Source organism: Allomuricauda ruestringensis DSM 13258, from assembly GCF_000224085.1.
In the GTDB taxonomy this organism is placed as follows: domain Bacteria; phylum Bacteroidota; class Bacteroidia; order Flavobacteriales; family Flavobacteriaceae; genus Flagellimonas; species Flagellimonas ruestringensis.
Genome location: NC_015945.1, coordinates 1,857,566 through 1,873,413 on the forward strand (window position 1 = coordinate 1,857,566; position 15,848 = coordinate 1,873,413).

Genomic DNA, 15,848 nt, shown 5'->3' on the forward strand with positions numbered 1-15,848 from the left:
ACAGTATAGATTATGTACCACCCAAGACTTTATGGAGACTTCTATGATATGGGACTTAAATATGGAAGCCTTCTTTTGGATAAAGCTAATTTTACGTTACCAAAAATAAGTAAGGGAAAATATGACTTTGGATTAGAGTCGTATAAAGAGTTGCAAAATTTTTATCCAGAAGTAATTGAAGAAATAAAAGGCTTCGCTAAAGGAATAAAAGATAAGCCAGAACATGTAGGCGCTTTTTTATTAAGCCTAGGTGTATTCAATACTACAGGACAATGCAGTGTATTTGCATTTAAGAACAACAGTTCGGTTGTTTTTGGAAGAAATTATGACATGCTCTATGCGTTTAAAAAGTTTACAGAAAGTAACTTAATTGCCCCTAAAGACAAATATGCGTATATCGGTCAATCAGATGTCTTCATTGGTCGTTCCGATGGTATAAATGAAAAAGGATTAACCATTGCGATGTCCTTTGTAAATGGCAACAAAGTTCAACCAGGCATCAGTTTTCATTTTATGATAAGGAAAGTTTTGGAAGATTGTAATTCCACAAAACAAGCGATTGAATTAATTCAAAACACAAAGGTTTCTTCAGCAAATAACTTTTTAATTGCCGATAGAACAGGAGATATTGCAGTTGTAGAATCATGTCCACAAATGAGCCTAGTTAGAAAACCAAACACCAACGAAAACTTTATCAGCATAACCAACCAATTCCAATTAGCTGAAATGAAGAAATACGAAAAAGGAGGCGTTGCATGGAGCAAAAGTTTAGAACGTTACGAAGGTTTGGAAAAGCAATTAAGTAACATTACAAAAATAGACCTTACTAAAGCTAAAGAAATTTTATCCAATAAATGTGTGTGTTTGAATTTAAAGAAGCAGGGCTTTGGCACTATTTGGTCTGTTGTGTCCGACCTTAATGAATTAACGATCGAAAGAGCTGAGACCAAACCGAAAGTAACAAATTATAAAGCTGACACAAGGCTCAATTGGTGGTTGAGAAAGAGAGATGGTAAAATATTAAATACCCAAGAAAAATAGAGTAAATGAAAAAGCAGCTTTTTATAATAATATTGTCTTTTTGTCTGTATTTAGGCTCTGCCCAGCAAAAATCCATTTCCATAACCATTGACGATGTACCCAATACCACAAAGTACCAAAAGCACGGTTATCGCTCGCTGTTATTGAATTTGTTGGATTCCCTGGATGTTCCATTTACCATTTTCATCAACGAGGATAAGATTTTCAAAACAGATGCGGTAAACCGTAACAAAGCACTGTTGGAATCTTGGATCAAAAGAGATAGGGCACTGATCGGAAACCACACCTATAGTCATCCCAGATATTCAGATGTCGGCCTGAACAGTTTTATTCAGGATGTTGAAAAAGGGGAAATCTTGACCAAGCAGTATATAGCAAAGTATGGCAAAGACCTTGCATATTTTCGGTTTCCCTTTAACGATTTGGGCAAAGATTCCATCCAACATACACAAATTAGGGAGTATTTAAAATTAAAGAATTACATAATAGCCCCTTTCACCGTAGAAAGCTCCGATTGGATGTTCGATTTTGTTTACCAGCATTATTTGGACAATGGGGAAATTGAGAAAGCCAAGGCAATAGGGAAACAATATGTTGAAAAGACCTTGGCCATGGTCGGATTTTTTGATGAAATGGCAAGAAGTTTATACGGACGTCCCGTAAAACATATCTATTTGTGCCACGATAATGCCATTAATGCCGATTACTTGAGGGAAATTATTGCCCAACTCAAACAGGACGATTATAAAGTTGTGAGTTTTAAGGAATCGCTCACCGACCCAATTTATGATCAAGAGAACAGCTATTATAAAAAATGGGGCATCAGTTGGCTGTACCGATGGATGGATACACAGGGAGAACGTGTAAGATGGATGAAACAAGAACCTGATTTATCTGAAATACAGGGCACGTATCAACAAATACTTGAAAATTAACTCCTATTTGGATCATGGTGTGATTTTTACCAAAAGCTAAACTCGACTATCAAGCATTTATTATGACCAAAAAACTTTTTATAGTACCATTATTGGCAATACTGTTCTCTTTTTGCTCCCCAAAAAAGTCAAAATTTGAAACGGATGAACTCATCGGGGTATGGTCCGGATTATTATTTCAAACTGAATCAAAATACGATTCCTTGGTCCTGTCACCTGCAAATGACCCCATCGAAGCCCGTTTGTACTCGAAGGGCAAGGAAACCGTTCACCATATCATCAAAAAAGGAACAGATTTAAATTTCAAGGATTCCTCAGGTTTCCGTTTTGATGCTTTTCTGTCCCATAATGAAAAAACTTTGCATGGAGTGCTTACCCATGACCTATGGGCACAAAGCCTCGATTTTGAAAATTTGGGGAACCAATGGGTCACCAAAATCCATAAACCGGAAATGATTGACACTGATTATATTGTCTATTTGGAATTCCACCAAGATTCTACCGGTAAGGTGCAGGCCAATATCCAAAGCAATAAGGAAAATAGGGAGCTGCATTTTACAATCGATGAGGTTTTGATCGAAGGAAACCATATCGATTTCAAGATTACGAATGACCGTTTCGGGATTTCGGCCGTGTACGACCCAGAGAAAAAGAATATAGCCCTTACGTATGGCAATACAGGTGGAAGAAGAGAAATACAGTTGAAAAAGCTCAACGATGATGAATTGGAAGGCTATTTGCCAAAATCGCCCCATGAAAACTACGTATACAACATTCCAGAAGCCCCCGATTCCACTATGCAAACGGCTTCTTTGGAAGATGTAGGTATCGATAGGTCGCTTTTGGACCTTATGGACCCGAAGAACAACAAAAACCTGGAACACATCCATAGTATTCTGATCACCAAGGACGGAAAACTTGTACTTGAAGAATATTTTCACGGATATCACAGGGAATACATCCATGATGTTCGGTCCGCATTTAAATCCATGGCGTCCTTGGCGATGGGCAGGGCCATGATGAAAAACGATGAGCTAAACGTTGAAAATGCCATTTTGGACTACTATCCTGAATATAACATTGATGATGTCCAGAAGAAAAACATCACCGTTCATCACTCCTTGACCATGAGTACGGGCATACAGTTGGAGGATGAAGATAAGATGCAATGGGAGCACGATGACTGGGTGGGGCACAAACTCAACCTCCCCATGGCACATGAGCCCGGGGATGTTTACGAATACTCCTCTGGGGGCAGCAACCTATTGACCGGGGTCATTCAAAAATCGGTTGACACCTATCTTCCCCTTTTTATTTATGAGGAACTATTGTTGCCCATGGAAATCCATAAATTTCAAATGCTTACATCGCCACAGGGGAGGGGATATTTGGCCGGCTCATTTTATATGCGCCCCATTGACTTTGCCAAGTTTGGATTATTGGTGCTCAACAAGGGAAAATGGAACGGGGAACCGTTGATTTCGGAATCATGGATAGAGAAGTCCGTCACACCCCATATAAAAGGCAGTTGGCCCAAAAACGCTGATTATGGGTATTTGTGGAGGCTACTGGAACGTGAAATAGACGGAAAACAGATGAAAACCATTGAGGCTTGGGGCAATGGAGGCCAATTTCTCATCATAATTCCTGAAATTGAAATGACCATTACTATTACAGGGGGCAACTATAATTTATTCCCGGACATGGAAGACCGTCCTTTTTCAATTTTAAACGAATACATATTACCTGCTGTTCAATTAAAATAGGCGCTTACATCATCAAATCAAAAATGATATAAAAAAATGAAAAAACAGCTTCCAATAATCAACTTCACCTTTCTGATTGTTTTGACTTGCTTTTTCTTTTATGACAGACAGGTCAATAACATTGAAACATTCAAAGAAATTCAGGCAGAAAGACTCAGCATAATTGATTCAGAGGAAAACTTATACATTTCAATTAGCAACCCCGAAAAACAAGCATTGGCCACTACCCATGGTATTCCACACAACCCAGGTTCCAAAAGAGACTTGCCTGGAATCATATTTTTTAATCGTGTCGGAGATGAAGTCGGAGGTATCTATTATGATGGAACTGATGAAGAGAATTTTGCAGGCATCACTTTTGACCAGCAAAAAAATGACCAAATAATGGCCATTATGAAAGATGAGTACCTGGAAGGAGGCGAGTGGAAAAGGTGGTATGGCATGTTCTTTAGGGAACGGTCCGATTCAATTCGGGTGGAAAAATTGTACGAGCAATTTCTTGAACGGACAAAATCAATGACAAAACCAGAAAAAGATGCTGAATATTTGAAATTTAAAAAACACATGGACTCCGAAATCAATGTGTACAGAATGTTCCTAGGTCGTGAAGAAAACAAGAATACAGGTTTGTTTATTTATGATTCAAAAGGAAATGAACGGATTAAAATTTATGTAGATGAATTGGACAATACCCAGTTTGAGATTATTGACAAAAATGGAAATAATACAACCTACTAAAAAACTCTTCGGCAATGGCAATAATTTTAGTTCATCGGGTCGTGCTCAGAGAATTATTGAATTTTTGGAAGATGACTGGTTTTACGTGTAAAAAAAATAAGCTGATGAAGTTAAATAAAATACTTAAAAACATGTTATTGGCCGTTTTTGGGGCCATTTCAATGACCACATTTTCACAGAACGTGTCTTTCCAAAATGCAGACGGTTTCTTTTCCATAGGCACCCAATCCAACCGAACTGCATCCATAACCTTGGTCGATGTGGACAAAGATGGTGATCTGGACGCCCTTGTTGCCAATGGACGACATTGGGCGGAACAAAATTACATCTACTACAATGATGGAAAAGGCGGTTTTAAAATGGCACGGCCCATCGGTAATTTTCTGGACGCCTCATATGCCATCAAGTCGGCCGATTTCAACAATGACGGTTTCATGGATATTGCCGTTGCCAACGACAATATTCCAAACACCCTGTATTTCGGTACTGAAAACAATCGCTTCACGGAGCGAACGTCCTTTGGGACCATATCACCATCACGGAACCTTGAAATCGCCGATGTGGACAATGATGGGGATATGGATTTGGTCATATCGAACAGAAAGGCCAAAAACGAGATTTGCTTGAACGACGGTCAAGGTAACTTTACAACTGTTCTCCATTTTGGTGATGGGTCGGACCAAACCATCCAAACATTGGTGACCGACATCAACAATGATGGTCGCCAGGACCTGATAACCGCCGAGAGACAGGGCAAGAACAAAATCTACCTCGGTGATGAAAAGCTGTCATTCACCCAGGTTCTGGAATTTGGCAATGAAAATGTTGAAACGCGTTCCATAGGCATTGCCGACATGAACAAGGATGGCTTTCAGGACATAGTTACTGGAAATTTGGAGGCAAAAAACACCATTTATTTGGGCAATGAAAGGTTGAACTTTGACAAAACCCTTGAATTGGGAAGTGAACGTTCCACCTATTCCATACAAGTTGCCGATCTGGACCAAGATGGCCACATGGATATTGTTGAAGGGAATTCCGAGGGGAGGAATTATGTGTTTTTGGGTAAGGAAGATATGGATTTTCAAGAAATTGGTCTCAGGGAAGACCTCGAAGATGATACCTATCATATTGCCATTGGAGATTTGAACAATGATGGACTACCAGACATTGTGGAAGCAAATTCGGGAGCTTGGAATTTGTATTACAGAACCTTAAAAAGCAGATGAAGTAAACCCGTGAATGGAACCCCTGGAGTTTGGCCGATCAAACAATAGAACAAAAACCCCAGCAATCTTAAGTAAAGAAATTATAAGTCAGGGTATTTGCTGCGAATTGGTTGTCAGCATTTTAATTTGCACAATAGTCTGTTTTTTCTTGCCTTAAAATCAACTTTCTAAGGTCGAACTCACCTTATACTAAAAATAGTATCTGTTTAGATTGCCGCAACAACAAAAAAGCTCCGATTTCTCAGAGCTTTTTTCGGGGTCTGGACGGGAACAATCTTTTGAAGTTTCTAGGCACTTGTAGAAGTTGAACTTAAATTGTTACCAGTAAATCTTCAAATAAGGGTAGACTTAACTTGGTCTAAAGATATTAGAGACCATCAGCTATTTTCAAAATCTATCCTATCAATTTCTTTCATCAACCTATCGGTTTCAGAAAGCGCAACTATTATTTTTTGATAGTGTAAAATATCCTCAAAGGACAAAGCTCTCCCTTTTCGGTCTTTGAGCCATTTTTGAGCGGGTTGGTAACCACCAATATAAAATTCCCAAGCGACCAAAGGAACATTGTCGAAATATTGCTCATCATTGATGTAAACCTTGCCGTGGGTTTCCGTATCGGTTACATAACCTGGACTATTTTTGGTTATTTTTCTGGTAATCACATTATCACCGTCTTTGGGGTATTGCGTAATGTATTGTTCTACAACAGGGCTTTCCAATAAATGAAGCTGCCTTAACTCCCCTCCAAGTTTTACCAACTTCCAAAAGGTTGCTGTGTCTGTGGGGTAAGGTACCCGTGGAAAATCTATCTTTAAAAACTCTTTGTATTTCTCTCGGTAGGATGGGGAGTGCAATACCGCATAGATATAATCCAAAATGTCTATTGGGGCGAAAACTTGTTTGTAGGCATCCTGTAACTCCTCATTTTGGTTGGCAAAGCATAGATTGTTCTGTTCTCTTTCAGAGGTAAATTGTAAGCCTAATTTTTTTGATAGTTTTTCAACTATTTCTGAGTTAAGGTTTGGAGTTCTTTTTATTGTTTTCTCAATAGTTTGCTGGTCATTACTTTCTGGGTAGAGATAAAGAGGGAATACGTAGCTAACCTCTCCTGTTTGTAACGAGACAGAACACCTTTCGGTTGCTAATGTGCTTACAAATGTATGTTGAAAATCAAAAGATGTTTGCCTTTTGCAACATAACAAGCCTATATTTTCTTCCAATAGATGCCTGACTGTTTCAAAGCGTGGACGGAACATTACTCCCTTACTATTTTTAGATATTAATGTATATCTATTGTCAAATGGTCTATAAAGCGTATTTATAACATATGAGTTTTCGATGTCATTTTTAACTTCATTTGCTTTTGATAATTTGAGGTTATAGCTTTTTGCAATTTCATCAGAAGTCAGTCTTTTAATATCTTCTTTTAATGATATTAGATCTGACTTGTTGAACTTAATTATAAAACTATCTTTTGCCGTTTCAAATCCAGAATTGTTAAATGAAAAAAGATTATCTAGCTTAATACCCAAATTGTAACTTTTCGAACTTTTAAAATTTTTTGGAACAAAAAAGTAATATGGAGGACTGTAATCTACTTCTTCATATTTAACCGATGAAAACTCTTCATTTACTAATGTATGGTACTTTCTATTACGTTTACCATACAAGTCACAATGGAAAACTTTACCTAAACTATTTTTCTTTTTCCTCCCTGTTTTTACAAAAAGATTAATTGAAACACCCGCCATAATATCGAAGACATTTTGGTCAACCGAACCATCTGGGCTGGTTTCTAATTTACGAGAGTTTCCGTGCAAGTCTAAAATGTAAATCTTGTCGAAACTTTCTAGCAAATGTTTCCGCATTTGTCTATGTGTAATTCCATCTAAGAAGCTGTTATTTGAAATGTAAGCCAAAACACCACTTCCGTTTTTGTCGATATAATGTTGACCGTATCGAATAAATTTGATATAGTCATCATCTAAATTAATTTTTCGTTCATTCAAGTTCTTTTTGTAATCAGCAATTAGGTTTTGAATCCACTCTCCTTTATTGGTGCTACTAACAGCATAAGGTGGATTGCCGATAACACACATCACGGGTGTGTCCCTTTTTATATGATTAGCTTCGTTGGCTTCGGTGCTTAACCAATTAGAAAATAAAGTTCCCGTATCTGGGTGGTGTTCTTCCAAACTATTGGTCAAATACACCCGCAACCTCTGGTTGCCTTGTCCTTTATAACCCGTTTCACGAAGCAGTAAATCAAGTTTTAAATGTGCCATTGCGTAACTGGCCATTAGTATTTCAAAGCCATTTAGCCGTGGCAAAAGATGTTTTTCCACATAGTTGCCCCAAATGCCTTGTTGCCCCTCAAACTTTTTATAAATATGCTTTACAACCTCTGATAAGAATGTTCCCGTTCCCGTTGCTGGGTCTAATATTTGCACCTTGTGAACTTCCTGTTCCACTTGTTTGTAACCCGTGGAAGAACGTTTGTCAACAGTTTGCGTATTCAGTTTTATTTTGGTCTTGCTAGTATCGGCAAGTCCTTGTGGCAAACCAAACTCCTTTTTTAAAATATCATCCACGGCACGCACGATAAAGTTAACCACGGGTGCGGGGGTGTACCAAACTCCACGTGACTTCCTCAGTTTTGGGTCGTACTCGCTCAAAAAAGTTTCGTAGAAATGGATAATGGGGTCTTCCATTTTGGTGGATTTCCCATAATTCTTTAAAATCTCCTCGACATTGCTGTGCAAGAAAATGTCCACCAAACTATCCACTATCCAAACCAAATTATCGTCTAGGTCATACCCTGCAATAAATTGAAACAGTTTTCGCAAAAAGGGGTTGGACTTCGGGATGAGTTCTGCAGCTTCGTGCCTGCTGAATGTTTTAATGGTAGGGTCGTGCAATCGGGCAGCGAACAATCCGTAGGTAATTGTTTGAGCATAAATATCCGCAAACCCTTTTGTGCTTACATCGTGTATTAGATAGTCTTTAAAAGCGTCAAATTGTTGTTCTAAAGCGGTCTTGGGGTTTAAATTATCGTCCAAGTCTCGTTTCAACGTCTTTTCGATTACATCGGCCAGTAAACGGGCTTTTCCAGCCATCATTTTAGCCAATCTTTCGGGACTTTTTATGGTTTGCCCTACTTGAACGACAAAATCTTTTAATAAGTTCTCAAATGAAGCAAAGTTCTCAGGAAGTGGCATAATAGAACCATCCTCAATTGTACCAATGGCAATTTCAGTGACCAACTCTCCTTCTCGGTATAGCACAAAGCGTAGGTAATCCGTAAAAATCAGATTGTCCAAAGAGGCTTTATAACGGTCAAATTGTTCTTTGTGTCCCGATTTTTTCTTGCCTGTCAAATCATTGTCACCAATGTCCTTTGCTTCAATAAAACCAACGGGAACCTCATCTTTTGTTAAGATGTAATCGGGTGCTCCACAATCTTGTCGTTTTGGTTCGTTGGTAGCTTTTACTTCTGGAATAAGGCTTTCAATCAATTGTTGTAAATCACCTCGGAAAGTATGCTCTGTGGAATTGTCTAATTTATATCTATGGTTAAGGCTGGTTATATATTCTGATGTGGTCATTAAAATCCCAATGTTTGGTTAGAGTATGACCATAAATATACCCATAGCTTTTATAAACCATAGAAAAATTAAAAATTATCAGATAGGGAAGTAAGGAAATAAACCAAGGTCTAATTAATAACCATACAAAAAGAGGATTTTAAAATTATGGCTGAATGTATTGAATGTGGTAGTTATACAAAATATGTAGGTGGGCTTTGCTACAAATGTTATTAACGGCCATAAGAACAAATTTATTACACCCCTGATAACGCAGCTAAAACTAAAAAAGCCCTGTAAACAATTGTTTACAAGGCTTTTGCTTTAACTTAAGCGGTCTGGACGGGACTCGAACCCGCGACCCCCTGCGTGACAGGCAGGTATTCTAACCAACTGAACTACCAGACCAATGATTTTATCTTTGTAAGACTCCGACAACAGTCAGATTCAAATCTTGTTCATTGCTTTTTTAAAGCGAGTGCAAATATACACTCTCATTTCGGATTCGGCAAAACATTTTTTTAAAAAAGTGATCAAACAAATTTTTGCCGCTCGATCATAAAGGAATTCAGTACTTGGGAGAAATCAGACCTAATGTCGATCCCCACATATTTTATATTGTACTGGCCGCATTTTAGTTTCAGGTCATTTTGATATTGAGACACTTTCTCTGAATATGCCTTTTTTATGGAATCGGCATACAAATCTATTTGCTCGCCCGTTTCCACATCAACAAAACGTTTGGGGGCATTGTCAAAATCAAAGTTGAGTTCGTGTTCCTTGTCCAACAGGTGAAATAGCACCACCGAATGTTTGTTGTATTTAAGGTGCCGCAGCGCTTCAAAAAGTTTTTCCTCTTCGGTCTCTGTTTGGAACATGTCCGTAAACAGAAAAATTAAGCTTCGTCGGTGTATTTTCTCCGCAATTTGATGCAGAAAAGTGTATGTTTTGGTCTCTTTTGTATCTGTTTTGTTTGCCGCGACTTCGTTCAGTTTGGAATACAGCATTTGAAAATGGCGTTCACTGTTTTTTTCCGAAGCGTGGAAATCGTAGGTGTCCGAATAGATGCTCAAGCCAACGGCATCCCGTTGTTTCTTCAAAACCTGCATCAATGCCGCAATGGAAAGTACACCAAAACCAATTTTGTTGAGGTTGTCCAAGGAATACTCTTTCACTTCCGGATAGTACATCGAACTGGAGTTGTCCAAGATCATATGGCATCTAAGGTTGGTCTCGTCCTCAAAGCGTTTGGTATATAAGCGGTCTGTTCGTGCAAAGAGTTTCCAATCAATATGTCTGGTACTTTGCCCTGGGTTATAAATTTTATGTTCTGCAAACTCAGCGGAGAACCCGTGGAACGGACTTTTATGGATTCCACTGATAAACCCTTCCACAATTTGGTGGGCCAAAAGCTCTAAATTTTGGAAAAGGGTCGCTTTGCTAAGTTCCGATCGTACGTCCATATTTATTTGACCTGATTTCAAGTTAGTTTTAAAGATGTCAGGTCGAGCGCAGTCGAGACCTCATTCGAGACTAAAATATCCAAGACCTCTCGACTGCACTTGAGATGACAATAGCTGAAAATCGCCCTTTTATTATTTCTGCAGACAAGATAAAATAAAAAAGGTTTGGCATTTGCCAAACCTTTTTTAAAATCCTTTATCTAAATAGTTTTTACAGGACTGCATCAATCGCATCTGTATACGTTTTTTTAGGAGATACACCTACTTGACGGTTAACAACCTCACCATCTTTAAAAACCAAAACAGTTGGGATGTTACGTACACCATATTTGGCGGCAAACTGTTGGTTTGCATCAACATCTACCTTACCAACAACAGCTTTACCGTCGTATTCTTGTCCTACTTCTTCAATGATCGGGCCTACCATTCTACAAGGCCCGCACCATGCTGCCCAAAAATCTACTAGGACAGGTTTGTCGCTTTTTAAAACTACTTCGTCAAAAGTTGCATCTGTTATTTCTAGTGCCATCTTATTTATTTTAATATTATGCAAAGTTAGTCAAATAATGCCCATGTAACTTACATAGGGCGTATTCGTTTTAATTATTGCACCATTGACAATAATTATGGTCTAATTCAACTTGTAGTGAATTTCGTGGGCTTCCAGTTCAGAAAGCAACTCGCTGTTTATCTTAACCTTCTGTTTTCGGCTCGATAGTTTGAGCTTGATTTCCTCCTGCATCTCATAAATTACAAAACTTATCGGATGATCTCCTTTATGCAATGTTAGGGTATCCTTCAAGGTTTGGATCCGTTGCTCTTGCAAACGATCTATGTTCAGTTTGATGGTCAGTTTCTTTGCAAAAGCATCCATAACATCCTGAAGCTGTTTAAAATCGTTGAACTGAAGCCTTGGGTCTCCTTTTTTGCCCGTATCACGGTTTACCCAACCCTCTCGCACATAAGCTCTAACGTGAACAAAGGAATTGATCATTAAAAAATGACGGAACTTTAAATACTCCTCGCCAAAAATCCGCAATTCGTAGGATTCATTGTAATCTTCAAGGGTAAATAGCCCCCAACCTTTACCATTTTTGGAAACCCGATGCTGTACATCGGTAATTACCCCCGCAACCGTGAGTTCCCGGTTCACATGCTCTTCCAATCGGGAGAAATCGCTTACCGTGTTCTTGCAGAATGCCTTGATTTCCTTTTTGAAATCATCCAACGGGTGCCCCGAAATATAAATACCGACTACTTCTTTTTCGCGGCGTAGTTTTTCCATGGTTCCCCATTCTTCACAGGGAGGAACAATAGGTTCTGGAATTTGAACCTCACTCGCTTCACCAAAAAGACTCACTTGTGATGAATTTTGATTCTCTTGAAATTTGGAACCATATTTCACTGCCTTTTCCAAAAACGTGATGCCATCACCCTCGTCATGGAAATACTGCGCCCTGTGGGTGTCTCCGAAGGAGTCAAATCCTCCGGCTAGTGCCAAGTTTTCGAATGCTTTTTTATTGGCGGCCCGTAAATCGACCCGTTTGGCCAGGTCAAAAATGGATTTGTAGTGCCCGTCGTCTTTTCGGTTTTCCACAATCGTTTCCACTGCGGAACGTCCCACACCTTTAATGGCACCCATGCCAAATCGAACCGCATTGTCCTTGTTCACGGCAAATTTGTAATAGGATTCGTTGACGTCTGGCCCCAGAACTTCCAGCCCCATACGTTTACATTCCTCCATAAAGAAGGTTACCTGCTTAATGTCGTTCATGTTGTTGGACAACACAGCCGCCATATATTCGGCAGGATAGTGAGCCTTTAAATAGGCCGTTTGGTAGGCGATATAAGCATAACAGGTGGAGTGACTCTTGTTGAAGGCGTAAGACGCAAATGCTTCCCAGTCCTTCCAGATTTTTTCCAGCACATCACGTGGGTGACCATTTTTCTCCCCGCCGTCCAGAAATTGTGGTTTTAGCTTTTCTAGAAGGGCAAAAATCTTTTTACCCATAGCTTTCCGGAGTACGTCCGCATCACCTTTCGAGAACCCGGCCAGTTTTTGTGAGAGCAACATCACCTGCTCCTGGTACACGGTGATTCCGTAAGTTTCTTGCAGGTACTCTTCCATTTCGGGGAGGTCGTAGCTAATCTCCTCTTCACCGTGTTTACGTGCAATAAAACTTGGGATGTATTCCATGGGCCCGGGTCTGTACAGGGCGTTCATGGCAATAAGATCATCAAAAACCGTTGGTTTTAGGTTTTTCATGTGCTTTTGCATTCCCGGGGATTCATATTGAAATATCCCTACGGTGTCTCCTCGTTGAAAAAGCTCGTATGTTTTTTCATCATCCAGCGGAAAATCATCTGGAACCAAATCTATTCCCGTTCTGGCCTTCACGATTTTTACTGTATCCTTGATCAAGGTCAAGGTCTTCAATCCCAAGAAATCCATTTTTAACAGCCCGGCACTTTCTACTACGGAGTTGTCGAACTGGGTAACGTAAAGGTCAGAGTCCTTGGCAACAGATACAGGTACAAAATTGGTAATGTCATCCGGAGTAATGATGACCCCACAGGCGTGTATCCCCGTGTTTCGCAACGACCCTTCAAGAACACGGGCCATTTTAAGGGTTTGCCCTTCCAAATCATCGGTTTCGGCAATGTTTAGAAGTTCATGCACCTTTTCCAAGTCATCGGAACGGAACTTTTTCTTCAAATCGGCTTCGTCCACTCCAAAAATCTTATTGAGCTTGGACATGTTCGGTATCAACTTGGCGATACGGTCGGCATCGCCCAAGGGTAAATCCAATACACGGGCAGTATCCCTAATGGATGATTTAGCCGCCATGGTTCCATAAGTGATAATTTGCGCCACTTGGTTGGCACCGTATTTATTGATGACGTAGTCCATAACGCGGCTACGACCTTCGTCATCAAAATCGATATCGATATCGGGCATGGATACCCTGTCTGGATTTAGGAACCGCTCAAAAAGTAGGTCGTACTTCAGAGGGTCGATGTTGGTAATCGTCAAACAGTATGCCACTACCGAACCTGCCGCGGAACCCCTTCCTGGGCCCACGGAAACATCCATATTTCGAGCTTCGCGGATAAAGTCTTCCACAATCAAAAAGTATCCCGGATAGCCTGAGTTTTTGATAATTTCCAACTCAAAATCTATCCGCTCCCTGACTTCCTCCGTAAGTTCTCCGTACCGCTTTTCGGCTCCTTTGTAAGTGATATGCCTCAAGTAGGCATTCTCGCCGCGATTGCCTCCATCAACTTCATCTTCAGGGTCCTTAAACTCTTCTGGAATACTGAATTTTGGCAGCAAAATATCACTAGCGAGGTCAAAGGGCTCAATTTTGTCCACAATTTCCTTGATGTTCAGAATGGCTTCAGGCAAATCCTTGAAGAGTTCTTTCATTTCGTCCGAAGACTTAAAGTAATACTCTTGGTTGGGAAGGCCGTAGCGGTAACCTCTACCTCGCCCGATTGGGGTGGATTGTTTTTCCCCATCCTTTACGCACAGCAAAATATCGTGTGCCTCGGCATCCGTTTTATCGCAATAATAAGTGTTGTTGGTAGCGACCAGTTTTACATTGTGGTCTTTAGCCATTCGTACCAAAACCTGATTGACCCGGTCCTCATCTTCTTGCCCGTGGCGCATGATCTCAATGTAAAAATCGTCCCCGAATTGGTCTTTCCACCATAACAGAGCCTCTTCAGCCTGTTTTTCCCCAACATTCAAGATTTTGTTGGGTACCTCACCGTACAAGTTTCCCGTAAGGGCAATGATATCTTCCTTGTATTGCTCAACAACTTTTTTGTCGATTCTGGGCACGTAGTAAAAACCATCGGTGTAGGCAATCGAAGACATTTTGGCCAGATTGTGATACCCCTTTTTGTTTTTGGCCAAGAGCACAATTTGATGCCCGTAGTCCTTTACATTTTTATTGGTGTGGTCTTCGCAAACAAAAAACTCGCAACCAACAATGGGGGTGATTTCTTTTTCCGTAGGTTGCTCACCTTTGGCGATAAGCTCTTCATTTTTTGCCTTTACCGCTTTATTGTGCCCCATCACCTCTTTCACAAAGTGAAAGGCGCCCATCATATTGGCGTGGTCGGTAAGAGCTACGGCTGGCATACCGTGATTGGCAGTGGCCTTTACCAAATCTTTTATGTTGATGGTGGATTGAAGCACGGAGAATTGGGAGTGGTTGTGCAAGTGGACAAAAGGTTCTTCCTCCAAGGTCTCCACATTTTCTTGGATTTCCTCCTCAGAAACACCTCCCGTATCTTGTGTCCAAAGAGTATCGGCAATTTCTTTTGATGCCGCCTTTAGATTGATGTGTTTTAAACCGATTAACTCTATCTCCTTTGGATTGGCTTCGGAAAAACGTTCAAAATAGTCAGGTTGAACGTCTAGTTCTTGGTAGGAGTATTGTTTTTTACGAATCAATTCCAAAAAACAGCGGGTGGTCGCCTCAACATCTGCCGTAGCGTTATGCGCTTCAGCAAAGGGTTCCCCGAACAAAAATTCGTGGAGTTCGGTCAGGGTAGGCAATTTGAATTTACCCCCACGCCCCCCTGGAATTTTACAAAGTTCCGCGGTATGTTCGGTACAGGTGTCCAGTACGGGGAGTTCGATCATTGGGCTTTCCACACCTTCACGGTGGAACTCACACCCCATAATATTGATGTCGAAGCCCACATTTTGACCCACTACAAATTTAGTCTGCTTTAAAGCCTTATTGAAAGCCTCCAAAACTTCATTCAATGGTACGCCTTTTTCTTCGGCCAATGCCGTGGATATGCCGTGTATCTGTTCCGCTTCGTAGGGTACGTTAAACCCTTCGGGTTTTACCAAAAAATCTTGTTGCGCTATCAGGTTTCCGAGTTCATCGTGCAACTGCCATGCTATCTGAACGCATCTTGGCCAGTTATCGGTGTCGGTGATTGGGGCATCCCAACGTTTGGGTAAACCTGTGGTTTCCGTATCAAAAATCAAATACATAGGCTATCTGTCTCGGTCAAAAAAAAGAATAGATAAAAGTACGGAAGAAGATAGGTTTGATAAAAAAGAGTTGTG

General features: G+C 40.3%; 9 protein-coding genes and 1 tRNA gene. 5 read left to right on the forward strand and 5 right to left on the reverse strand.

Annotated features, from left to right (window positions below; all coding sequences use genetic code 11):
* Positions 1-12 precede the first annotated feature (12 nt).
* The 5 genes from MURRU_RS08370 (at position 13) to MURRU_RS08390 (ending at position 5,709) form a co-directional block, all read left to right on the forward strand.
* On the forward strand, positions 13-1,041 hold the full coding sequence (locus MURRU_RS08370; protein WP_014033027.1) for a C45 family autoproteolytic acyltransferase/hydolase: 1,029 nt from the start codon (positions 13-15) through the stop codon (positions 1,039-1,041).
* A 5-nt stretch (positions 1,042-1,046) separates the two neighbouring features.
* A complete protein-coding gene (locus MURRU_RS08375) occupies positions 1,047-1,976 on the forward strand; it encodes a polysaccharide deacetylase family protein (RefSeq protein ID WP_014033028.1) in 930 nt (309 codons plus the stop codon).
* 62 nt (positions 1,977-2,038) lie between these two features.
* On the forward strand, positions 2,039-3,742 hold the full coding sequence (locus MURRU_RS08380) for a serine hydrolase domain-containing protein (RefSeq protein WP_014033029.1): 1,704 nt from the start codon (positions 2,039-2,041) through the stop codon (positions 3,740-3,742).
* A gap of 36 nt (positions 3,743-3,778) precedes the next feature.
* Positions 3,779-4,480, forward strand: coding sequence for a hypothetical protein (locus MURRU_RS08385; RefSeq protein ID WP_014033030.1), 702 nt, complete (start codon positions 3,779-3,781; stop codon positions 4,478-4,480).
* Positions 4,481-4,584: 104 nt separating this feature from the next.
* Positions 4,585-5,709, forward strand: a complete 1,125-nt coding sequence (locus MURRU_RS08390) for an FG-GAP repeat domain-containing protein (RefSeq protein ID WP_187289882.1) — start codon at positions 4,585-4,587, stop codon at positions 5,707-5,709.
* A gap of 377 nt (positions 5,710-6,086) precedes the next feature.
* Here the strand turns inward: MURRU_RS08390 and MURRU_RS08395 are convergent, their stop codons facing one another.
* The 5 genes from MURRU_RS08395 to dnaE form a co-directional block, all read right to left on the reverse strand.
* Positions 6,087-9,314 (reverse strand): type ISP restriction/modification enzyme, encoded by a 3,228-nt coding sequence (locus MURRU_RS08395; protein ID WP_014033032.1) that lies wholly within the window; start codon positions 9,312-9,314, stop codon positions 6,087-6,089.
* Positions 9,315-9,627: 313 nt separating this feature from the next.
* A tRNA-Asp gene (locus MURRU_RS08400) sits at positions 9,628-9,701 on the reverse strand.
* 125 nt (positions 9,702-9,826) lie between these two features.
* Positions 9,827-10,756: a DUF58 domain-containing protein gene (locus MURRU_RS08405; RefSeq protein ID WP_014033033.1), complete on the reverse strand. Its 930-nt coding sequence runs from the start codon at positions 10,754-10,756 to the stop codon at positions 9,827-9,829.
* Positions 10,757-10,967: 211 nt separating this feature from the next.
* The gene (gene trxA / locus MURRU_RS08410) at positions 10,968-11,285 is read right to left on the reverse strand and encodes a thioredoxin (RefSeq protein ID WP_014033034.1); all 318 of its coding nucleotides are present in this window, start codon (positions 11,283-11,285) and stop codon (positions 10,968-10,970) included.
* A gap of 102 nt (positions 11,286-11,387) precedes the next feature.
* Positions 11,388-15,773 carry a DNA polymerase III subunit alpha gene (gene dnaE / locus MURRU_RS08415; protein ID WP_014033035.1) on the reverse strand — a complete coding sequence of 1,462 codons (4,386 nt, stop codon included), beginning with the start codon at positions 15,771-15,773 and terminating at the stop codon, positions 11,388-11,390.
* Between the last annotated feature and the right edge of the window lie 75 nt (positions 15,774-15,848).

Bases quoted from the DNA above. Each gene is read 5' to 3' on its own strand.
- MURRU_RS08380 (WP_014033029.1), top strand. From the start codon at position 2,039: ATGACCAAAAAACTTTTTATAGTACCATTATTGGCAATACTGTTCTCT.
- MURRU_RS08375 (WP_014033028.1), top strand. From the start codon at position 1,047: ATGAAAAAGCAGCTTTTTATAATAATATTGTCTTTTTGTCTGTATTTA.
- MURRU_RS08385 (WP_014033030.1), top strand. From the start codon at position 3,779: ATGAAAAAACAGCTTCCAATAATCAACTTCACCTTTCTGATTGTTTTG.
- dnaE (WP_014033035.1), bottom strand. From the start codon at position 15,773: ATGTATTTGATTTTTGATACGGAAACCACAGGTTTACCCAAACGTTGG.
- MURRU_RS08395 (WP_014033032.1), bottom strand. From the start codon at position 9,314: ATGACCACATCAGAATATATAACCAGCCTTAACCATAGATATAAATTA.
- MURRU_RS08370 (WP_014033027.1), top strand. From the start codon at position 13: ATGTACCACCCAAGACTTTATGGAGACTTCTATGATATGGGACTTAAA.
- MURRU_RS08405 (WP_014033033.1), bottom strand. From the start codon at position 10,756: ATGGACGTACGATCGGAACTTAGCAAAGCGACCCTTTTCCAAAATTTA.
- MURRU_RS08390 (WP_187289882.1), top strand. From the start codon at position 4,585: ATGAAGTTAAATAAAATACTTAAAAACATGTTATTGGCCGTTTTTGGG.
- trxA (WP_014033034.1), bottom strand. From the start codon at position 11,285: ATGGCACTAGAAATAACAGATGCAACTTTTGACGAAGTAGTTTTAAAA.